This is a genomic window from Photorhabdus australis DSM 17609 (genome assembly GCF_000711895.1).
GTDB classification, from domain to species: domain Bacteria; phylum Pseudomonadota; class Gammaproteobacteria; order Enterobacterales; family Enterobacteriaceae; genus Photorhabdus; species Photorhabdus australis.
In genome coordinates this window covers 100,458-122,040 of sequence record NZ_JONO01000008.1, presented here as the reverse complement: position 1 = coordinate 122,040, position 21,583 = coordinate 100,458, and the positions used below count along the sequence as shown (strand labels likewise).

15 protein-coding genes are annotated in these 21,583 nt (G+C 40.4%); 12 read left to right on the top strand and 3 right to left on the bottom strand.

Annotated features, from left to right (window positions below):
• Positions 1-51: 51 nt before the first annotated feature.
• Positions 52-1,500, bottom strand: a complete 1,449-nt coding sequence (locus tag BO26_RS04235; RefSeq protein WP_051690867.1) for a PTS transporter subunit EIIC — start codon at positions 1,498-1,500, stop codon at positions 52-54.
• Between the two features lie 565 nt (positions 1,501-2,065).
• Between BO26_RS04235 and BO26_RS04230 the strand changes: the two genes are divergently transcribed.
• From BO26_RS04230 to nhaR, 4 genes are all read left to right on the top strand, one after another.
• A complete protein-coding gene (locus tag BO26_RS04230) occupies positions 2,066-2,920 on the top strand; it encodes a PRD domain-containing protein (protein ID WP_036769105.1) in 855 nt (284 codons plus the stop codon).
• A gap of 108 nt (positions 2,921-3,028) precedes the next feature.
• Positions 3,029-4,876, top strand: coding sequence for a beta-glucoside-specific PTS transporter subunit IIABC (locus BO26_RS04225; protein WP_036769103.1), 1,848 nt, complete (start codon positions 3,029-3,031; stop codon positions 4,874-4,876).
• A 301-nt stretch (positions 4,877-5,177) separates the two neighbouring features.
• Positions 5,178-6,344 (top strand): Na+/H+ antiporter NhaA, encoded by a 1,167-nt coding sequence (gene nhaA / locus BO26_RS04220; RefSeq protein WP_036769101.1) that lies wholly within the window; start codon positions 5,178-5,180, stop codon positions 6,342-6,344.
• A gap of 222 nt (positions 6,345-6,566) precedes the next feature.
• Entirely contained in the window at positions 6,567-7,481 is a 915-nt protein-coding gene (nhaR, locus tag BO26_RS04215) for a transcriptional activator NhaR (RefSeq protein ID WP_036769098.1), read from the top strand.
• A gap of 70 nt (positions 7,482-7,551) precedes the next feature.
• Here nhaR and rpsT read toward each other — a convergent pair whose 3' ends face one another.
• Positions 7,552-7,815, bottom strand: coding sequence for a 30S ribosomal protein S20 (rpsT, locus tag BO26_RS04210; protein ID WP_036769096.1), 264 nt, complete (start codon positions 7,813-7,815; stop codon positions 7,552-7,554).
• 349 nt (positions 7,816-8,164) lie between these two features.
• On the opposite strand from rpsT, the gene ribF reads away from it, so the two are divergent.
• The 8 genes from ribF to carB all read left to right on the top strand — a co-directional run bounded on the left by ribF (position 8,165) and on the right by carB (position 19,813).
• Positions 8,165-9,109 carry a bifunctional riboflavin kinase/FAD synthetase gene (gene ribF, locus BO26_RS04205; protein WP_036769093.1) on the top strand — a complete coding sequence of 315 codons (945 nt, stop codon included), beginning with the start codon at positions 8,165-8,167 and terminating at the stop codon, positions 9,107-9,109.
• Between the two features lie 24 nt (positions 9,110-9,133).
• Positions 9,134-11,947 carry an isoleucine--tRNA ligase gene (gene ileS / locus BO26_RS04200; RefSeq protein ID WP_036769092.1) on the top strand — a complete coding sequence of 938 codons (2,814 nt, stop codon included), beginning with the start codon at positions 9,134-9,136 and terminating at the stop codon, positions 11,945-11,947.
• On the top strand, positions 11,947-12,450 hold the full coding sequence (gene lspA, locus BO26_RS04195) for a signal peptidase II (RefSeq protein WP_036769090.1): 504 nt from the start codon (positions 11,947-11,949) through the stop codon (positions 12,448-12,450). Before ileS ends, lspA begins: the two co-directional genes overlap by 1 nt.
• Before the next feature lie 180 nt (positions 12,451-12,630).
• On the top strand, positions 12,631-13,101 hold the full coding sequence (fkpB, locus tag BO26_RS04190; RefSeq protein ID WP_036769087.1) for an FKBP-type peptidyl-prolyl cis-trans isomerase: 471 nt from the start codon (positions 12,631-12,633) through the stop codon (positions 13,099-13,101).
• Positions 13,082-14,035 (top strand): 4-hydroxy-3-methylbut-2-enyl diphosphate reductase, encoded by a 954-nt coding sequence (gene ispH / locus BO26_RS04185; RefSeq protein WP_036769085.1) that lies wholly within the window; start codon positions 13,082-13,084, stop codon positions 14,033-14,035. Before fkpB ends, ispH begins: the two co-directional genes overlap by 20 nt.
• A 117-nt stretch (positions 14,036-14,152) precedes the next feature.
• Positions 14,153-14,974, top strand: coding sequence for a 4-hydroxy-tetrahydrodipicolinate reductase (dapB, locus tag BO26_RS04180; protein ID WP_036769082.1), 822 nt, complete (start codon positions 14,153-14,155; stop codon positions 14,972-14,974).
• Positions 14,975-15,409: 435 nt separating this feature from the next.
• Positions 15,410-16,573, top strand: a complete 1,164-nt coding sequence (gene carA / locus BO26_RS04175; protein WP_036769080.1) for a glutamine-hydrolyzing carbamoyl-phosphate synthase small subunit — start codon at positions 15,410-15,412, stop codon at positions 16,571-16,573.
• 15 nt (positions 16,574-16,588) lie between these two features.
• Positions 16,589-19,813 (top strand): carbamoyl-phosphate synthase large subunit, encoded by a 3,225-nt coding sequence (carB, locus tag BO26_RS04170; RefSeq protein WP_036769078.1) that lies wholly within the window; start codon positions 16,589-16,591, stop codon positions 19,811-19,813.
• A 1,092-nt stretch (positions 19,814-20,905) separates the two neighbouring features.
• On the opposite strand, the gene BO26_RS04165 is transcribed toward carB, so the two are convergent.
• A complete protein-coding gene (locus BO26_RS04165) occupies positions 20,906-21,520 on the bottom strand; it encodes a LysE family translocator (protein ID WP_036769077.1) in 615 nt (204 codons plus the stop codon).
• Between the last annotated feature and the right edge of the window lie 63 nt (positions 21,521-21,583).

The following is a 21,583-nucleotide window of genomic DNA, read 5'->3' as shown; positions in this document are numbered from 1 at the left end:
TTAAACCTGAGAGATATCGTCTTAATGTGATTATTTCTCTCAACGTTTAAATTAATTTGTTGTACGGGATATTATTTGTGAATCCTTAGTCTCTGACGGTACACCGAATAAATATGTTGCAATACAGGAGAAAATGAATGAACCCAGCGAACCCAATATTACACTCCAGAAAGCGCTGTCTAATCCCTCAGTAGGAGAAATAAATGAGGTAAATGCAAATACACCCATACCGCCAAAGATGTGTGCTGTTCCTGAATAGAAACCGACAATAGCACCACCAAGGGCTCCGCCAATACAACCAATGATAAATGGGCGTTTTAGTGGCAGTGTTACACCATAGATTGCGGGTTCGGTGATACCAAAGAGGTTTGATATCAGAGCGGTTCCTGATAGTGCTTTCATTTTCTTATCGCGTGTACGTAGCAATACACCCAATGTTGCACCTGCCTGGCCAAATATTGCTGGTTGGAGCAGTGGGGAGAGCATGTCTTTTCCTTGTGTCATCATGTTATTGATAATTATAGGAATTACTCCCCAGTGCAGCCCGAAAATAACGCAGACTTGCCATAAAGCGCCCATTAAAATACCTGCAATGACGGGATTCAGTTGATAGAAAAAGAGATATCCTGTTGCCAAACCGTTACTGAGTGCCGTTGCTACTGGGCCAATTATTAGGAAGGTCAATGGAACAGTAATCAATAGGCACAGGAAAGGGGTAATGAGTGCTTTGAAAGAAGAAGGAAACCAGTTATTGAGTTTCTTTTCCAGAAAACAATTAAACCATGCCGATAAAATAATGGGAATAACTGTCGAGCTGTAATTAATAAAAGTAACCGGAATACCTAAGAAATCTAATTGAACTGCGGGGATAGTTTGAGAAAGTTTAAATGCTTCAATCATTGTGGGATGGGTTAATGCTGCTCCAATAACCATGGTAATAAAAGGATTGCCACCGAACCGTTTACCAGCGGTATACCCTAATAAAATAGGCATGAAATAAAGCATCGCATCGCCAGTGGCGAATAAAATTTTATAGGTACCACCTTCTTGATCCATCCAGTTAAACACGCTGGATAAAGCGAGTATTCCTTTAATCAATCCGGCAGCGACCAATACGCCTAATAGTGGTGTGAAAATATTGGAAATAAGATCAATTGCTACATCAAGAATACGTTTTAATCCTTTTGAGTTCTCTTTTTTTATTTTTTGCTGTGACGTTACACTCTGTTTAATTTTGGGAACTTTCACGTTACCTTGTAAGTATTTATTATTGATATCATCGTAAACATCTCCTACATGGCTGCCAATAACCACTTGGTATTGACCACCGCTCTCTACGACGGTGATAACTCCTGTAATTCGTTTGAGTAATTCACTATTAGCTAAGTTTCTATTTTTAAGTTTAAACCGTAAACGTGTAGCACAATGGACAAGGCTTGATATATTCTCTTTCCCTCCTATTGCGCTGACTATCTCATCAGACAGACTTTCGTACTTCATTAGACTTCCCCTTTTTTAAGTTGAAAACAGCGAAAGGTCGAATTTAAGTCAAAAAAAAACCTAACCCATGATCTTCAATAGCCCTGGAATAGGGTTATACCTGTTATCTTTCAAGTTGCCTTTTTATTGGCTCACTCACCCCGGTCACATAGTTATCTATGCTCCCGGGGATTCGCTCCCTTGCCGTCGCGATGCATCTTGAAATCTATTGGGTATATATCGTAGATGATGGATTAGGTTTTGCCCGACATTAGTCACAACCAAGTCGGTAACAAGCCTATTAATCAGTATTTAGAAACTAGTTACTCTTTATGATTCTGGCAAGTCATTAATATTAATTTTAGCGAAAATGTGATTCTTATCATAAATACAGTAGATAAATTGAGAATATTGCAGTGCCATTGACTTTGTAAAAATTATGTCTTAGCCTGATGGATGAAATATCTATATGAATATAGTGTACAGGAGTGTCACTGATTCGATCAGGCACAACCAAGTCACGGATGTATTTTGCCTATTCTAATAGGTTAGTGCAGATAATGGTTTATCCTGTAAGGTATATCTTTTGTTAACTATAATAAAACTCATAAATAATAATGTGGTACTGGCTATTGATGAGAATAATAGCGAAATGATTCTCATGGATAAGGGGATAGGATTTAATAGGAAAAAAGGGGATAGGTTGCATGTTCAAGATGTTGCAAAAGTTTTTACTGTTGAAAAACACTATAAGATAAGTCAGATCCTTTCTACCATCCCTGTTTCAGTGATAGAGTTAACAGAACAAATTATCACATTAGGAAAAAATTTTCTTGCCAAACCGCTTAACGATTCATTACTCATTACGTTATCAGAACATTTAAGTTTTGCCTTTGAGCGTGTAAATAAAGGATACCAGATTGGTAATGTCTTACAATGGGAGATCCCGCATCTTTACCCGTTGGAATATGAAGTAGGTAAACAGACACTTATTCATATTAATAACCAGATTAAACAACCATTACCTCAGATAGAAGCTTCATTGATTGCCTTGCATTTTGTTAATGCTCAATATGAAGGGCAAACTATGGGAGATACATTAAAATTAACGAATTTAATTAATAAAACCGTTAAGCTCATTCACTATTATTTTCACGTTAACCTTGATCCAACATCAGTAAATTATTCTCGTTTTATTACTCATCTGCGCTATTTTCTAATCAGGCAAAATAATAATGATCATTCGTCTACTATTGAAATGGATTTTTCATTGCAAGAATTGATAGAGGAAAAATACTTCAAAAGTTATAATTGTGCAGTAAAACTAATTAAATATTTGAGGGAAAAATATCAATGGAAGGTTCCTGATGATGAATTGATTTATTTAGTTATTCATATAGAGCGGGTGGTCAATGATAGTTATAAGGCAAAAGATTCATAACACGTGGATTATCAAGCATATGCGTAGGCAGATATTAACCTAATTAATAACTGATAGTAATATGTTTATTTTGATTTTTATGATCATAAATTATCGGTGGTAGTTAAAATGAATTATGAAGATTTCGCGAAAAATATTATCAGATTTATTGGAGGGGGAAGAAACGTAAATAAAAGTTGGCATTGTGTTACTCGATTACGTTTTAATATTATAGATGATAGTAAGGTGGATATTAACGCTATAAGAGGAATGCAAGGGGTTATAGGGGCACGTTTCCACTGTGGACAGTTGCAAATAATTATTGGTAATAGAGTTATTGAAATATTTAATGAAATAATTAAGCAATTAAAAGAAACAGAAGAAAATTATAATGGCTCAAAAAATAATTTAATTAGCAACATGCTTGATATCATTTCAGGTATATTTTTTCCCATATTACCGGCAATTGTAGGGGCTGGTTTACTGAAAGGAGGATTAATTTTTTTCAACGCGATGAATTGGATTTCGGAAGAGAGTAATGAGTATAAATTATTATATGTTCTTTTTGATGCGCCTCTGTATTTTTTACCTATTCTTTTGGCTTTTTCGGCGGCAAGAAAGTTTAAAACGAATGAATTTATTGCTGCAACGTTAGCGTGTGTTTTAATCTATCCAACATTATCTTCTCTTGTCAGTAGTTCTAATGGAGAATATTTTGATGTATTTGGGATTTCTATTCCTGTTATTAATTATGGTTATACTGTCATTCCAATTATTTTAGGTGTTTGGTTACTTGGTTATATCCATCGATGGGTAGATAGATTTATTCCGGTGGTATTAAAAATGGTACTGACACCATTATTGGTATTATTGATTTCGGTGCCAATTCTATTGATTATTGTTGGACCGCTGGGAAATAAAATTGGTTTGTATCTTGAACATGTGCTTGTAATGTTATTTTCTGTCATTGGTCCTCTTGCTGGATTATTGCTGGGGGGGATGATACCTGTTCTGGTGATTACAGGGGTGCATTATGCTTTTTTACCGAGTGTTTTTGCCAATTTTAAATCTCTTGGGTACGATTTTATGTTATTACCAATCAGTTTCGTTAGTAATATTGCCCAGGCAGGTGCTACATTGGCAGTTGCAATTAAAATTAAAGATAGACAGATGAAATCATTAGCTTATTCATCTTCATTCTCTGCATTTTTAGGAATAACTGAACCTGCAATGTATGGTGTTACTCTTAAATTAAAAAAACCTTTTTATGCTGCATTAATTGGTGGAGCTATTGGTGGCGGTATTGTCGGTATTTTTCCGGCAAAAATATTTGCCTTTAGTCTACCCGGGTTGATGTCATTGCCTTTTTATGTGCAAAAAGATAGTAATAACTTACTTTTTATTTTATTTGGAATTTTCAGTAGCTTCTTAGTTGCATTTATATTGACTTTACTCATGAAATTAGAATCCAATGTTAATTCTGTAATATCAGTAAATCCATATTTTTCGAAAGCTAAAAAGATTAAATTACTTTCTCCTATGACTGGTAAAATTGAACCTCTTTCCAGTGTACCGGATGATACTTTTTCTGAAAAAATTATTGGTGATGGCGTTGCTATTATTCCTACAGAAGGTGTGGTTAAAGCGCCTTTTAATGGCAAAGTTTCAATGATTACACCGACTGGGCATGCTATTGGTTTAATTTCCGATCAAGGCGTTGAGTTATTAATTCATATTGGTATTGAAACTGTAGGTTTGCAGGGAAGAGGTTTTAATTTGCAAGTTATTGAAGGACAAACTGTGGTTGCTGGTGACATATTAGTTAATTTTGATTTACTGTTTCTTAAAGAGAATCAGATCCAATTGATATCTCCGGTTATTGTAACTAATAGCGAAGAATATGGTTCAATAACTCTTGTTAATAAAAAATGGGTTGTAGGGGGTAAAAGTTCTTTACTAATTATTAATAGATATTAGGTTTTTTTATGAAAATTTATATATATTAATAATATTCTTAAAGTATTTTTTCTGACTTTTTGGATTTATTCTATTTTCTTCATTTCATCCATTATCGCTATTTATTCCGTTTAGTTAAAGTGGAAACTGCAAAAAGGCAAACTACCCGGCTTCTTCTCTCCGATTAATAATCTGCCTTTATTGAGATACAGATCATCAATAAGTCGGTTATAGCGAATTATTCCGGCCATAAAATCGATTTTTTTCGAAATCATACTTGGAGTACTATGCACAACCCGATCAATTTCAGAGGTTAATCATCTTGACAGCGATTATTCGTCAATTCCTGAAATTAGAAGCGGCTGGAGGGCTTCTTCTTATCATTGCTACCATTATTGCGTTGATAATGGCAAATTCGCCATTACAGGGTATTTATCAACAATTTCTTCATATTCCAGTGGTTATACAATTCTCTGCGCTGGAGATTAATAAGCCCTTATTGTTATGGGTTAATGATGGCTTAATGGCTGTCTTCTTTTTGATTGTTGGACTGGAAGTTAAGCGTGAGCTATTGGAAGGTTCTTTGGCAGGGCGTGATAAAGCTGTATTTCCAGTCATCGCTGCTATTGGTGGTATGGCCGCTCCGGCACTGATATATCTGTTATTTAATGGTAGTGATGAGCTTAACCGTCAGGGATGGGCTATTCCTGCGGCAACAGATATCGCTTTTGCTCTTGGTGTGATGGCGCTATTGGCTAAGCGAGTACCAACGGAACTCAAGGTCTTTCTACTGGCATTAGCCATTATTGATGATCTGGGGGTTATCATGATAATCGCTCTGTTTTACACTAAAACAGTTTCCCTTGTAGCACTTGGATTGTCAGCTGTGATGATATCTTTGCTGATTTGGATGAATTGGCGTGGCGTCGAAAAAACATCAGCTTATTTGGTTGTTGGTTTTATTCTTTGGATCTGCATTCTGAAATCCGGTATTCATGCAACTTTGGCTGGAGTCATCGTTGGTTTTCTTATTCCTTTACGTTGTCAAAATGGTCATTCACCATCTGAATCACTTGAACATGGATTGCATCCTTGGGTGGCATATCTTATTTTGCCGTTATTTGCATTTGCCAATGCTGGAGTTATCTTAAGTGGAGTGACTTTGGATGGTTTGATCAATATATTACCATTAGGTATTGCTGCGGCTTTGTTTCTTGGTAAGCCATTGGGAATTTTTCTTTTCAGCTATATTTCCGTCAAAATGGGATTTGCTAAGCTGCCACAAGAGATCAATCTTAAACAGATATTTGCTGTTTCTGTTCTTTGTGGCATTGGTTTTACGATGTCTATCTTCATTTCAGGATTGGCTTTCGAAGGTGTAGGTGAATCTTTCAGTATTTATTCCCGCCTGGGGATTCTGATTGGTTCAACAGTGGCAGCGCTGACTGGTTATGGCTTATTAAGAATGGTCTTACCAAAGAAAAAGTGATGGCAGATTGGAGATAAATTCATTAATTTAATCAAATGAAGTTTACATTTTAGAGACAATTTCCGAACTGACTCATCATTTTTGTACTCGCGGTACAACAACTAAAATTGTATCGCGGATATTTTATATAGTGAAAAAACAGCAAATCACCGGGAGACGGTGAATTAGTAATGTATGGCTGGCGTTGTCTACCAGACGAAAGCGATACATAAGGAAAAACGTATGCGGGTGTCACATCTGAATTTTAATCATCTCTATTATTTCTGGCATGTTTGCAAGGAAGGTTCTGTGGTTGGAGCGGCAGAAGCCCTTTATTTAACACCTCAAACGATCACTGGACAGATAAAAGCGTTGGAAGAACGCTTAGGAGGGAAACTGTTCAAACGTCAGGGCAGGGGATTAGTGCCATCAGAATTGGGGCAGCTTATCTTCCGCTATGCAGATAAGATGTTTATGCTGAGTCAGGAGATGTTAGATATTGTTAATTATAGCCGTGAATCTAACCTTTTATTTGATGTCGGTGTTGCGGATGCACTGTCCAAGCGCTTGGTTAGCCAGGTATTGGAAACGGCGGTTGTAGAACATGAGCAGATCCATCTACGTTGTTTTGAATCAACCCATGAATTATTGCTGGAACAACTCAGCCAGCACAAACTCGATATGATATTGTCTGATTGCCCGGTGGATTCTTCCCAACAGGAAGGGCTGTTTTCGGTAAAACTGGGTGAATGTAGTGTGAGTTTCTTCTGCCGGCAACCTATCCCGGAAAAGCCGTTCCCTGAATGTTTGGAGGAACGGCGCTTATTGGTTCCAGGGCGTCGTTCTATGTTGGGGCGTAAGTTGTTGACTTGGATTCGTAATAAAAATCTTCAGGTTGAAGTTTTGGGTGAGTTTGACGATGCTGCATTAATGAAAGCGTTTGGTATGTACCATAATGCGATTTTCGTTGCTCCATCTTTGTATACCAATGATATTTTTGCTGACAATGACATTGCTGAAATTGGTCGGTTAGATGCAGTGCAGGAAGAGTATTATGTGATTTTTGCTGAACGAATGATTCAACATCCGGCTGTTCAACGGGTATGCAATAAAGATTTTTCTGCTTTGTTTAATGTGCCATCTAAGAAGCGCACTTGAAAAATAATTGATAATAATTGCAGACACAAAAAACCGGCAAAGGCCGGTTTTTTAGCGATTCAACCGCAAATTATTGCATTGCGTTGATTCGAGCTGTCAGATTAGATTTATGACGTGCTGCTTTGTTTTTGTGGATCAGACCCTTACAAGCGTGGCGATCGACAATAGGTTGCATGTCATGGAATGCTTTCTGCGCAGCTTCTTTATCGCCAGTAGCGATAGCAGCATTTACCTTCTTGATGAAGGTACGCACCATAGAACGACGGCTAGCGTTGTGCTGACGACGTTTCTCAGATTGTATAGCGCGTTTCTTAGCTGATTTGATATTAGCCAAGGTCCAACTCCCAAATATATTCTATCGAGGACAATTAAAGGCCGAGGAATATGCCTGTTTAGCCTTCTTTTGTCAATGGATTTGTGCAAATAAGCGCCGTTGTACTGCGGCACTTGTTTCGTTGTGATGGCGCAGGATTTTATCAGCTTACTTAGCTGGAATACAGTCTTTCACAATAAAAATCTGATTGAATAGTCCAGATAAGAAATAAAATGAATATTTTACGGGATTCTTGCCCGCTTTTGTTGTATGAATCATGGCTATTAATTTAAACCATCTTACGATGGCGGGTTAACCTTGAGCTTTGTACAAGGTATAATTTGGCAATTTCCAGGGTATTGAGCCAGCTATGGAGCTAATTCGCGGTATACGTAATATCCGGGCATGTCACCGCGGTTGCGTGCTGACGATTGGTAATTTTGATGGCGTTCACCGAGGTCATCAGGCATTACTGAAGCACTTAAAACACGAAGGGCAGCGTCTGGGATTACCGGTAATGGTTATGATTTTTGAGCCACAACCCTTGGAGTTTTTTGCTAAGGGTAATGCTCCTGCGCGTCTGACGAGATTGAGGGATAAAGCCAAATATCTCGCCCAGTGTGGCGTGGATTATTTATTATGCGTGAAATTTGATAAAAGTTTTGCGGCAAATACGCCAGAAGCCTTTGTTTCACAGTTGCTCGTGAAAAAATTGGGTGTTAAGTTTCTGGCTGTCGGAGATGACTTTCGCTTTGGTAAGGCTCGCTGCGGTGATTTCACCTTTTTACAGCAGGCGGGTGAGAAATATGATTTTGAAGTGACCAACAGCGAAAGTTTTTGTGATAGCGGCTTACGGATCAGTAGCACGGCTATCCGTCAGGCACTGCAAAATGATGATTTGGTATTAGCAGAGACACTATTGGGACATCCCTATAGCATTTGTGGTCGAGTCGTTCATGGTAAACGGCTGGGAAGCACTATTGGTTTTCCCACGGCTAATTTACCACTAAAACGTTTAGTTGCTCCCGTACAGGGCGTTTATGTTGTTGAAGTCTATGGTTTAGGAGACAAGCCTTTACCGGGTGTTGCTAATATTGGTACACGTCCAACCGTCTCTGGTCAGGGGCAACAACTTGAAGTACATCTAATTGATACCCAACTGGATCTGTATGGGCGTTATATTGATGTGGTGTTACGCAAAAAACTGCGTAATGAGCAGCGGTTTGCTTCCCTTGATGCACTCAAGCAGCAGATTGCTAATGATTTGGTTGCTGCGAGGGAATTTTTTAAGCAGCGGCCTGTGTCATGTATCTAGCGGAAAATTGGAATTGAGAATCGAATGAGTGACTATAAAAACACCCTGAATCTACCAGAAACAGGGTTTCCAATGCGCGGAGATTTAGCAAAGCGCGAACCCGATATGCTAAAACGTTGGTACAAGGATGAGTTGTATCAGGTAATTCGTAAAGCAAAAGCCGGTAAAAAAACATTTATTCTGCATGATGGTCCTCCATATGCGAATGGCAGCATTCATATTGGTCACTCAGTCAATAAAATTCTCAAAGATATTATTATTAAATCCAAAGGGATGGCGGGATATGATTCGCCATATGTTCCCGGTTGGGATTGCCACGGTTTACCTATTGAGCTCAAGGTTGAGCAGATTATTGGTAAACCGGGGGAAAAATTTTCCGCCGCTGAATTCCGTGCCGAGTGCCGCAAATATGCCAAAGAACAGGTCGAAGGACAGAAGAAAGACTTTATCCGTCTGGGCGTATTGGGTGACTGGGAGCGTCCATATTTGACGATGGACTTTAAGACCGAAGCCAACATCATCCGTGCATTAAGCCGTGTTATTGCTAATGGTCACTTGCTGAAAGGTGCTAAGCCTGTTCATTGGTGTACTGATTGTGGTTCATCATTGGCGGAAGCGGAAGTTGAATATTATGACAAAACTTCCCCATCCATTGATGTGCGCTTTAATGCCGTTGATGTAGTAGCTGTCTGCGAGAAATTTGGTGTGCAAGCGTCGGGTCAGCCAGTATCTCTGGTTATCTGGACAACTACGCCGTGGACGTTACCGGCTAACCGGGCGATTGCTCTGCATGCTGAATTGGATTATCAATTAGTACAGATTGAAGGTGAATGTCTGATTCTGGCTGCTGATTTGGTAGAAAGTGTGATGCAGCGAGCAGGTATTACTTCATGGACAGTGCTGGGCCATTGTGCAGGCTCTGCGTTGGAACTGTTATGCTTCAAACATCCGTTTATGGGCTTCGATTCACCTGTTGTACTGGGCGATCATGTTACGCTAGATGCGGGTACCGGTGCTGTTCACACTGCACCAGGTCATGGTCCAGACGACTTCGTTCTTGGTCAGAAATATGGTTTGGAAGTAGCAAACCCGGTTGGGCCGAATGGCTGCTATCTGCCTGGGACTTATCCTTCTTTAGATGGCATGTTTGTCTTTAAGGCGAATGATGTTGTTTTGAATATCTTGCGTGAAAACAATGCATTGCTGCATTTGGAAAAATTACAGCATAGTTATCCTTGCTGCTGGCGTCACAAGACACCTATCATTTTCCGTGCTACGCCACAGTGGTTTATCAGCATGGATAAAAATGGTCTGCGCAAGCAATCTCTGAAAGAGATCAATGAGGTTCAGTGGATTCCTGGCTGGGGTCAGGCCCGTATTGAGGCAATGGTTGAAAACCGTCCTGACTGGTGTATTTCACGTCAGCGTACTTGGGGTACGCCGATGTCCCTGTTTGTTCATAAAGAGACGGAAGAACTTCACCCACGTACTATTGAGCTGATGGAAGAAGTTGCCAAGCGTGTTGAAGTTGATGGCATTCAGGCGTGGTGGGATCTGGACCCTGCCGAACTGTTGGGTGATGACGCAGCTAATTATGTCAAAATCTTTGATACGCTGGATGTATGGTTCGATTCGGGATCAACTCACTCATCGGTGGTTGATGCCCGTTCTGAATTCCAGAGTAACTCGGCGGATATTTATCTTGAAGGTTCAGATCAGCATCGTGGCTGGTTTATGTCTTCTCTGATGATATCAACTGCAATGAAAGGTAAAGCACCTTACCGTCAGGTATTAACACACGGTTTCACTGTCGATGGTCAAGGCCGTAAGATGTCTAAATCTATCGGTAACACAATCAGCCCGCAGGATGTAATGAATAAATTAGGGGCAGATATTCTGCGTCTATGGGTTGCCTCTACCGATTACACTGGCGAAATTGCAGTATCAGATGAAATCCTTAAACGTTCTGCTGATACATATCGCCGTATTCGTAACACAGCACGTTTCCTGTTGGCAAACTTGAATGGCTTTGATCCTGAACAGCATATGGTAAAGCCAGAAGAAATGGCTGTGTTGGATCGCTGGGCTGTAGGTCGTGCCCAGGCGGCTCAAGTAGACATTGCCAAATGCTACGAAGAGTATGATTTCCACACGGTTGTTCAGCGTCTGATGCAATTCTGTTCTGTGGAAATGGGATCGTTCTATCTTGATATCATTAAAGACCGTCAATACACAGCGAAGAGTGATAGCTTGGCTCGTCGCAGTTGCCAAACGGCTTTGTATCATATTGCAGAAGCCCTGGTTCGCTGGATGGCGCCTATCCTCTCTTTCACAGCGGATGAAGTTTGGAATGAACTGCCTGGCAAACGTGTTGAGTATGTATTTATAGAAGAGTGGTATGACGGCTTGTTTGGCTTGGCTGCAGGAGAGCAAATGAATGATACTTTCTGGGCTGATCTGCTGGCTGTTCGCGGTGAGGTTAATAAAGTGTTGGAGCAGGCCCGTGCAGACAAACACATCCGTAGCTCACTGGAAGCCGCGGTGACTCTGTATGCAGGTAATGAACTGGCAAACAAACTGAACAGTTTGGGAGATGAATTACGTTTCGTTCTGTTGACATCTCAGGCTTCTGTTGCAAGTTATGAGCTGGCTGGTGAAGATGCACAGCAAAGCGAAATTGATAGCTTGAAAATTGCTTTCCGTAAAGCGGATGGTGAAAAATGCCCTCGTTGCTGGCATTACGCTAAAGATGTGGGATTGGTGGCGGAGCACGCAGAACTTTGTGGCCGCTGTGTAACTAATGTTGCCGGTAACGGCGAAGAGCGTAAGTTTGCCTGATGAATAGACCCATTTGTTCCACCGGCCTTCGCTGGCTTTGGTTAGTTGTTGTGGTATTGATTTTGGATCTGGGTAGTAAACAGTTAGTGCTTAAGCATTTTCATCTGTATGAATCTGTTCCACTGATACCTTATTTCAATCTGGCTTATGCCCAGAATCTGGGAGCGGCTTTTAGTTTTCTTGCAGATAAAGATGGTTGGCAGCGCTGGTTCTTTGCATTGGTTGCTGTTGGTATTTCAGTTGTGTTGACGGTAATGATGTATCGTTCCAATGCCAAGAAGAAGCTAAGTAATATTGCTTATGCTCTGATTATTGGTGGAGCATTGGGTAATCTGTTTGATCGGTTGGTTCATGGTTTTGTCATCGATTTTATCGATTTTTATGTCGGAGACTGGCACTGGCCAACCTTTAATATTGCAGATATGGCGATATGTATCGGGGCTGCATTAGTGATTATTGATAGTTTTTTCAGCCAAGATGAAAAGACGATCAATGCAGGATAAAAACCTATTTTAGTAGATAATTTGGATTTAAGCAGTGTGCGGAAACTAAGTCGTACATTTAGTGCGTAAGAGTGATTCGTTTTAGGCTGCATTAAAATGTAAAAGCTAGTGCTTTTCTAAGCACTAGCCAAATTCGCTTTTTATGGCAAAGAATGACAAATAAAATAGGTTCTGAATAATATGTCAAAGCAGGTACAAGAGCATAGTGCGGTTTTACTGCATTTCACTTTAAAGCTGCAAGATGGCTCTGTTGCTGATTCCTCTCATAATCAGGGTAAACCTGCATTATTCTGTTTAGGTGATGGGACACTTTCCTCACCTTTGGAGCAACAGCTGACTGGATTGAAGGAGGGTGATAAACATGCATTCACTCTGGCTGGTGAAGCGGTATTTGGTAAGCCAAATCCTGACCTGATCCAATATTTTACTCCGCGTGATTTTGCCGAAACGGGTATTCCTGAAATTGGAACTATAATGTTATTTACGGCAATGAATGGCAGTGAAATGCCAGGCGTAGTGAAAGCAGTAGCAGAAGGATCTGTTACTGTTGACTTTAATCATCCGCTTGCAGATCAGAACATCACTTTTGAAATTGAAGTGCTGGAAATTGACCCACAATTGGAGAAAGACCATGCAGATATTGCTGGCTAATCCCCGAGGCTTTTGTGCCGGTGTTGACCGTGCTATCAGTATTGTTGAGCGTGCTCTGGAATTATATGGTGCGCCTATCTATGTTCGTCATGAGGTTGTGCATAACCGCTATGTTGTAGATAACTTGCGTGAACGGGGCGCTATCTTTATTGAAGAAATTGCAGAAGTACCCGATGATGCAATTCTGATTTTTTCTGCCCATGGAGTTTCACAGGCTATTCGTGCTGAAGCTCGTTCGCGCAATTTGACAATGTTGTTCGATGCGACTTGTCCTCTGGTGACTAAAGTCCATATGGAAGTGGCCAGAGCAAGCCGGAAAGGTAAAGAAGCTATTCTGATTGGTCATGCCGGGCACCCAGAAGTTGAAGGAACAATGGGCCAGTATAACAATGCGGAAGGTGGAATGTATCTGGTTGAGTCTCCTGAGGATGTATGGAATCTGAAAGTCAAAGATGAAGATAACCTGTGTTTTATGACGCAAACAACATTATCTGTTGATGATACTTCAGAAGTCATTGATGCACTTAATGCACGATTCCCAAATATCGTAGGTCCTCGTAAAGATGATATCTGTTATGCGACGACTAACCGTCAGGAAGCGGTACGGGATCTGGCATCTGATGCAGATGTTGTCTTAGTTGTTGGCTCGAAGAATTCTTCTAACTCTAATCGTCTTGCTGAGTTAGCTCAGCGGGTGGGTAAACCGGCTTATTTGATAGATTCGGCTGATGATATAAAAGAGGAATGGATTACAGGCATTTCTGCGGTTGGCGTAACAGCAGGAGCTTCGGCGCCGGATATCTTAGTTCAGCAAGTGATTGATCGCTTGAAAAATCTTGGTGCTGATTTTGTTAAGGAATTACATGGCAGGGAAGAAAATATTGTTTTTGAAGTGCCAAAAGAGCTGCGTGTCGAAGTTAAAGAGATTAGTTAAGTAATCTAAGGGACGACGAATTAAGCGTAAGGCAGCACGTAAATATTTTACTTAATATATTCATCTGATTGATCGCCTGTGTTAAATCAGGAAAGGGGCTATTCATAGTGAGGATTTATGGCTGATACAGATATTCGTGTTGCTATTGTTGGCGCTGGTGGACGTATGGGACGTCAGTTAATCCAGGTTGTCCATCAGTTGAGTGGGGTCGTTCTTGGTGTAGCTCTGGAACGTTCTGGTTCTTCTTTGCTTGGTGCAGATGCTGGAGAATTAGCGGGTATTGGTCATATCGGTGTGATGGTTTGCGATGACCTAAAAAATGTTGTTGATGATTTTGATGTTCTTATTGATTTTACCCGTCCGGAAGGAACGCTTGCACATCTTGAAATCTGTCGCCAGCATAGTAAAGCGATAGTTATCGGTACAACTGGCTTTGATGACGAAGGTAAGCAGGCGATTAAAGATGCTTCTGCTGATATCCCGGTTGTATTTGCGGCAAATTTCAGTGTTGGTGTGAATCTGGTGCTTAAGCTACTGGAAAAAGCGGCGAAAGTGATGGGTGAGTATACTGATATTGAAATTATCGAAGCTCATCACCGTCATAAAGTAGATGCACCATCAGGCACAGCGTTAGCGATGGGAGAATCTATTGCTCATGCTTTAGGGCGCGATCTCAAAGAGTGTGCTGTGTATGCCCGTGAAGGTTATACTGGTGAGCGTGATCCGAAAAGTATCGGTTTTGCTACTGTCCGCGCGGGAGATATTGTTGGTGAACATACCGCTATGTTTGCAGATATTGGTGAAAGAGTGGAGATAACTCATAAGGCTTCCAGTAGGATGACGTTTGCAAATGGAGCAGTAAAAGCAGCATTATGGCTAAATGGTAAAAATGGCGGTCTTTTTGATATGAAAGATGTTTTAAATCTAGATTTAATTTAAATTTGTTTTTTTGTAACTGATTGATATCGCATAATTAAATTTTAAATTATGCGATTTTTAATTGTTTTGTTTTATTAAATTTGTTTTTTGTTTGTTTTATTTATTTTTGTCTTGTTTTTACCCTTTATTATCTTCCTTTTCCTCACTTTCATCATTATTTTCAATTCTTAATTTGAAAACTAAATCTTCTATGCTAGTAATCGTTTTCTAAACTGATTTTGTTTCTATTTTTAGTCTCATTTTATTTGTTTTTCTAGCGAAGTGAGCAAAAAAATAAGAAAAGTAACATTTTTTGTAGACAACCCCCTATCTCATCATTAGAATGCGCGCAATTTGCCAAAATTTTGCCTAAAAAGCAGGCTTTGGCATTGATTTTGAGGAATAAATCTGAATTAATATGCACTAATTGCGATTAATTATTCTTTGGAGGGTGTTTTGATTAAGTCAGCTATATTGGTTCTGGAAGACGGAACCCAATTCCATGGTCGCGCCATAGGTGCTGAAGGGGCGGCAGTTGGGGAAGTGGTTTTCAATACCTCAATGACCGGATATCAAGAAATTCTCACAGACCCTTCCTATTCCAGCCAAATTGTCACTCTTACTTATCCCCATATTGGTAATGTCGGTATTAACTCAGTAGATAAAGAATCATTGAAAGTACAAGCTCAAGGGCTGGTAATTCGTGATCTGCCACTGTTGACCAGTAACTTCCGCTGCGAAGAAACGCTTTCTGATTACCTTAAACGCCATAATATTGTTGCGATAGCGGATATCGACACTCGTAAACTGACCCGTTTGTTAAGGGAAAAAGGTTCACAGAATGGTTGTATTATAGCAGGTAAGCAGATTGATGCTGAGGTTGCTCTGGAAAAAGCTAAGGCATTTCCAGGGTTGCAAGGAATGGATTTGGTAAGAGAAGTGACAACGGAACAGGCTTATCTGTGGTTACAGGGAAGCTGGACTTTGGCAGATGGGTTACCAGCAGAGAAGCAAGAGCAGGAGCTGCCTTATCACGTCGTTGCTTACGACTTTGGCGCAAAACGCAATATTTTGAGGATGTTAGTGGATCGAGGCTGCCGTTTGACTGTTGTTCCCGCCCAGACACCCGCTGAAGATGTACTGAAACTTAATCCAGATGGTATTTTCTTGTCGAACGGGCCGGGTGACCCGGCACCTTGTGGCTATGCAATTGAAGCAATCAAAACCCTGCTTGAAACAGATATTCCGATCTTTGGTATTTGCCTTGGACACCAACTGTTGGCACTGGCTAGCGGCGCAGAAACAGTGAAAATGAAATTCGGTCATCACGGTGGTAACCATCCGGTAAAAGATCTTGATCGTAATGTTGTGATGATTACTGCACAGAACCACGGTTTTGCTGTAGATGAAAAATCATTACCGGCAAATCTGCGTGTTACCCACAAGTCCCTGTTTGACGGTACTTTGCAGGGGATTCATCGTACAGATAAATCTGCATTCAGCTTCCAGGGGCATCCGGAAGCCAGCCCTGGGCCGCATGAAACTGCTCCATTGTTCGATCACTTTATCGAACTGATTGAACAGTATTGTCAGCAAAATAATCGTCATAACACCAAGTAATCAGGAGCAAATAAAATGGCAAAACGTACTGATATTAAAAGTATCCTGATCCTGGGTGCTGGCCCAATTGTTATCGGCCAAGCTTGTGAATTCGACTATTCAGGTGCACAGGCTTGTAAAGCGTTACGGGAAGAAGGTTATCGTGTCATTCTGGTGAATTCAAACCCTGCCACCATTATGACTGATCCGGAAATGGCCGACGCTACTTATATTGAGCCAATCCACTGGGAAGTGGTACGTAAAATTATTGAAAAAGAGCGTCCTGACGCGATCCTGCCAACAATGGGAGGACAAACAGCGCTGAACTGTGCGTTGGAACTGGAATTTCAAGGCGTTCTGAAAGAATTTGGTGTGACCATGATTGGCGCTACCGCAGATGCGATTGATAAAGCCGAAGATCGTCGTCGTTTCGATATAGCAATGAAAAAGATTGGCCTGGAAACGCCGCGTTCTGGTATCGCACACTCGATGGAAGAAGCGTTGGCAGTTGCTGAAAAAGTCGGTTTTCCTTGTATTATCCGTCCTTCCTTTACTATGGGGGGAAGTGGTGGCGGTATTGCTTATAACCGAGAAGAATTTGAAGAAATTTGTGAGCGTGGTCTGGATCTTTCGCCAACCAAAGAGCTATTAATTGATGAATCTCTGATTGGTTGGAAAGAGTATGAAATGGAAGTGGTGCGGGATAAAAATGATAACTGCATCATTGTCTGTTCTATTGAAAACTTCGATGCTATGGGGATTCACACCGGTGATTCCATTACTGTCGCACCGGCGCAAACGCTGACAGATAAAGAGTACCAAATCATGCGTAACGCTTCGATGGCGGTACTGCGTGAAATTGGTGTGGAAACTGGAGGGTCTAACGTACAGTTTGCGGTGAACCCGAAAAATGGCCGTTTGGTTATTATCGAAATGAACCCGCGCGTTTCTCGTTCTTCTGCGTTGGCTTCAAAAGCGACGGGTTTCCCGATTGCGAAAATCGCCGCTAAATTGGCGGTGGGTTATACCCTTGATGAGCTGATGAATGATATCACGGGTGGCCGCACACCGGCTTCTTTTGAGCCTTCTATCGATTACGTGGTAACTAAAATTCCTCGATTCAATTTCGAGAAATTTGCCGGTTCTAATGATCGCCTGACAACCCAAATGAAATCTGTGGGTGAAGTGATGGCGATTGGCCGCACTCAGCAGGAATCTCTGCAAAAAGCATTACGCGGTTTGGAAGTTGGTGCAACTGGCTTTGACCCAAAAGTCGATCTGGATGATCCTGAAGCATTAACTAAAATTCGCCGTGAATTGAAAGATGCTGGTGGTGAGCGTATCTGGTATATCGCTGATGCTTTCCGTGCAGGTATGTCCGTTGATGGTGTTTTTAATTTGACGGAAATTGACCGTTGGTTTTTGGTGCAGATTGAAGAGCTGGTACGGTTGGAAGAGCAAGTGGCAGAGCAGGGAATTAACAGCTTAACTACCGACTTTCTGCGTCATCTGAAACGCAAGGGCTTTGCTGATGCGCGTCTGGCGAAATTGGTTGGAGTGGCTGAAAAAGAGATCCGTAAACTACGTCACAAGTATAATTTGTATCCGGTTTACAAACGAGTTGATACCTGTGCGGCAGAATTTGAGACCGATACCGCATACATGTATTCCACTTATGAAGATGAGTGTGAAGCTAATCCGAATAGCGATAAGCCAAAAATAATGGTATTGGGCGGTGGTCCTAACCGTATCGGGCAAGGGATTGAATTCGATTACTGTTGTGTTCATGCAGCACTGGCTCTACGTGAAGATGGTTATGAAACCATCATGGTGAACTGTAACCCGGAAACAGTTTCAACGGATTACGATACTTCAGATCGTCTCTATTTTGAACCAGTGACGCTGGAAGATGTGCTGGAAATTGTGCGCGTTGAAAAACCAAAAGGTGTGATTGTTCAATATGGTGGACAGACTCCGTTGAAACTGGCTCGTGAGTTGGAGATAGCAGGTGTTCCAATTATTGGTACTAGCCCAGATGCGATTGATCGTGCTGAAGATCGTGAACGTTTCAAACAAGCAGTAAATCGTCTTGGCCTGAAACAACCTGCAAATGCTACGGTGACAACGATTGACCGTGCAGTTGAGAAGGGAAATGTTCTGGGTTACCCGCTGGTGGTTCGTCCATCTTATGTTTTGGGTGGCCGGGCGATGGAAATTGTATATGATGAAGCCGATCTGCGCCGTTACTTCCAGACTGCGGTAAGCGTGTCTAATGATGCTCCGGTATTGCTTGATTGTTTCCTGGATGATGCTATAGAGGTGGATGTTGACGCTATCTGTGATGGTGAGCGCGTGCTGATTGGTGGCATTATGGAACATATTGAGCAGGCAGGCGTTCATTCTGGTGACTCAGCTTGTTCATTACCAGCCTATACACTGAGTCAGGAAATCCAGGATGTCATGCGCCAACAGGTAGAAAAACTGGCATTTGAATTGGGTGTGTGTGGCTTGATGAATGTCCAGTTTGCCGTTAAGAATGACGAAGTTTATCTAATTGAAGTTAACCCACGCGCAGCGCGTACTGTACCGTTTGTATCTAAAGCTACTGGTTTACCGCTGGCGAAGGTTGCAGCTCGTGTGATGGTTGGTCAATCTCTGGCTGAACAGGGTGCAACTGAGGAGATTATTCCACCATATTATTCGGTGAAAGAAGTTGTATTACCTTTCAACAAATTCCCGGGTGTGGATCCGATTCTTGGGCCTGAAATGCGGTCAACCGGCGAAGTAATGGGCGTTGGGCGTACATTTGCTGAAGCTTTCTCAAAAGCATTGTTGGGGTGTAACGCCAAAATGCCACAAAGTGGTAGGGCGCTTCTGTCAGTGCGTGAAGGTGATAAATGTCGGGTTGTGGATTTGGCCGCTAAGTTGTTGAAACAGGGTTTTGAACTGGATGCGACTCACGGTACGGCGATTGTGCTGGGTGAAGCAGGTATTAATCCTCGTCTGGTGAATAAAGTTCACGAAGGACGTCCTCATATTCAGGATAGAATCAAAAACGGTGAGTATAGCTATATTGTGAATACTACCGAGGGTCGTCAGGCGATTGAAGATTCTAAACTTATTCGTCGTAGTGCACTGCAATATAAAGTTCATTATGACACTACATTGAATGGTGGTTTTGCGACAGCAATGGCACTAAGTGCAGATCCAACAGAACAAGTCATTTCTGTACAGGAAATGCATGCGAAGATTAATAGCTAGCCCGCATTTTGACTAACTGAAGCTAAGGTGCGTTTTGTTAAGCGCACCTTATTTTACTCGTTCTTACATTACCATCGTTGTCGGGATCAGAGTATAACGGATGAGAGAATAGTTACCTTTAGGTAAATTAAACTGAGATAGTTCCTGATGCCAGCTTTGACGTTTTATTGATATTGGAAGAGAAAATGTCAGGAAAAACGGGTGTTAAGTTGATTAATGGGGTGACCAAAATGACCGAGTTAACCTAATAATAAGGGAATGAGATGGTATTTAAACCTTTAACAGGATTAACCTCATTAAGTAAATTAACTGCGTAAAAATAACAAAATGGTTTATTTATAATCATTAAGAATGATTAAAGAATATGGGTATTAATTGAGACTGTAACTTTAATTCAATTATCCTATCTTTTACCTTCTCTGGTTTTAAGCTTAAAAAATATTTTTTCATTAATTTATGATTTTTAAAAGGTAAAATGTAATTAAAAAAACTGATTATTTAATATATTTAATATATTTAATATATTTAATATATTTATATTCAATACCGTCGTCAGTTTATTTTACATTTATTTAACCTACCATGAGTATTTAAAATAGAAAATGTATTGAGATTAATTTTTTATTTATGTTATTGATTTTTCTTAATAAATTAAATTTCATTAAAGCGGTTTATTGTATTTGATCGAAGTTGATTAATCATTAATATAGAATTGAAAGAAATTATCAAATAAAAAATACTATCCATAAACACTTATATTAAGGTCATATTCCGCTATCGTATTATGAATAAAACCATAAAAATTATGTAATAAGAAAAGGGATGAAAAGGTTAATGAGGAAGGGTTTAAGATCTGAAAAAAGGTAAGTAAGAATATGAATAGATTAATCAAAAGATATATTTAGTAAAATGAACTGGTTTTAATAATGCTTTTAGCCGAGGAATGGTTTTTTAAAATTTAATTAAATAATCGATTGTAAGAAACAGGAATAACAAAATCTCTAAATAAATCGTGGCTGGATTTTGAAGTGCGCTTTATTAAACGCACTTTTTTATGTTTATTGAAAACGTTAAGGGATGGATAAACTCTTGTTATCCCCATGCTACTTTGACACCTAAACCAATCAAAACAACGCCAAGCAGTTTATCAATAATCTTCTGAATCTTCGCTAATCCGCAGCGTACCGGTGCACTTTGTATTAATATGACCAATAGTGGCCAATAGATTATCGACAGGCTCCAGATAATAAAGGCATACCATAATTTCTCCCCAACACCGGAATTGACATTCAGCACTTGAGTAAATATCGCCAGGAAGAACAGAGTTGCTTTAGGATTCAGCAGATTACATAAAAATCCTTGCATAAAAGCTTTTTTAAAAGAAACAACCTGTTGTGTCTGATCATCAAGAGTGATGGTATTCCCATTGCGAGAAAGCAAACTGTTGATTCCAATCCAAATGAGATAGACAGCTCCGGCATATTTCATCAGGTTGAACAGCCACGGAGTTGTGGTGATAAGAAGAGCCAATCCAGCGACACAGTAAGACATATGACAGGCGATAGCGGCAATTAAACCCATCACCGTCATCATCGCGGCGGGGCGTTGATAACGTATGGCATTTTTAACTACTAGAAAGAAATCGGGACCCGGAGAGAGCATTCCCAACGTTGAAATAATGGCAACAACTAATGATGTTTCTAGCATAATGTACCCTATAGTTAATATTAGATTTGTTATTATTTAGATCAATGAATGTCTTAAGTGGCA

What these genes read in the sequence shown, in the direction of transcription:
- BO26_RS04235 (WP_051690867.1), bottom strand. Translation starts at nt 1,500, where the DNA reads ATGAAGTACGAAAGTCTGTCTGATGAGATAGTCAGCGCAATAGGAGGG.
- BO26_RS04225 (WP_036769103.1), top strand. Translation starts at nt 3,029, where the DNA reads ATGAATTATGAAGATTTCGCGAAAAATATTATCAGATTTATTGGAGGG.
- nhaR (WP_036769098.1), top strand. Translation starts at nt 6,567, where the DNA reads ATGCGGGTGTCACATCTGAATTTTAATCATCTCTATTATTTCTGGCAT.
- ribF (WP_036769093.1), top strand. Translation starts at nt 8,165, where the DNA reads ATGGAGCTAATTCGCGGTATACGTAATATCCGGGCATGTCACCGCGGT.
- ileS (WP_036769092.1), top strand. Translation starts at nt 9,134, where the DNA reads ATGAGTGACTATAAAAACACCCTGAATCTACCAGAAACAGGGTTTCCA.
- lspA (WP_036769090.1), top strand. Translation starts at nt 11,947, where the DNA reads ATGAATAGACCCATTTGTTCCACCGGCCTTCGCTGGCTTTGGTTAGTT.
- fkpB (WP_036769087.1), top strand. Translation starts at nt 12,631, where the DNA reads ATGTCAAAGCAGGTACAAGAGCATAGTGCGGTTTTACTGCATTTCACT.
- ispH (WP_036769085.1), top strand. Translation starts at nt 13,082, where the DNA reads ATGCAGATATTGCTGGCTAATCCCCGAGGCTTTTGTGCCGGTGTTGAC.
- dapB (WP_036769082.1), top strand. Translation starts at nt 14,153, where the DNA reads ATGGCTGATACAGATATTCGTGTTGCTATTGTTGGCGCTGGTGGACGT.
- carB (WP_036769078.1), top strand. Translation starts at nt 16,589, where the DNA reads ATGGCAAAACGTACTGATATTAAAAGTATCCTGATCCTGGGTGCTGGC.
- BO26_RS04165 (WP_036769077.1), bottom strand. Translation starts at nt 21,520, where the DNA reads ATGCTAGAAACATCATTAGTTGTTGCCATTATTTCAACGTTGGGAATG.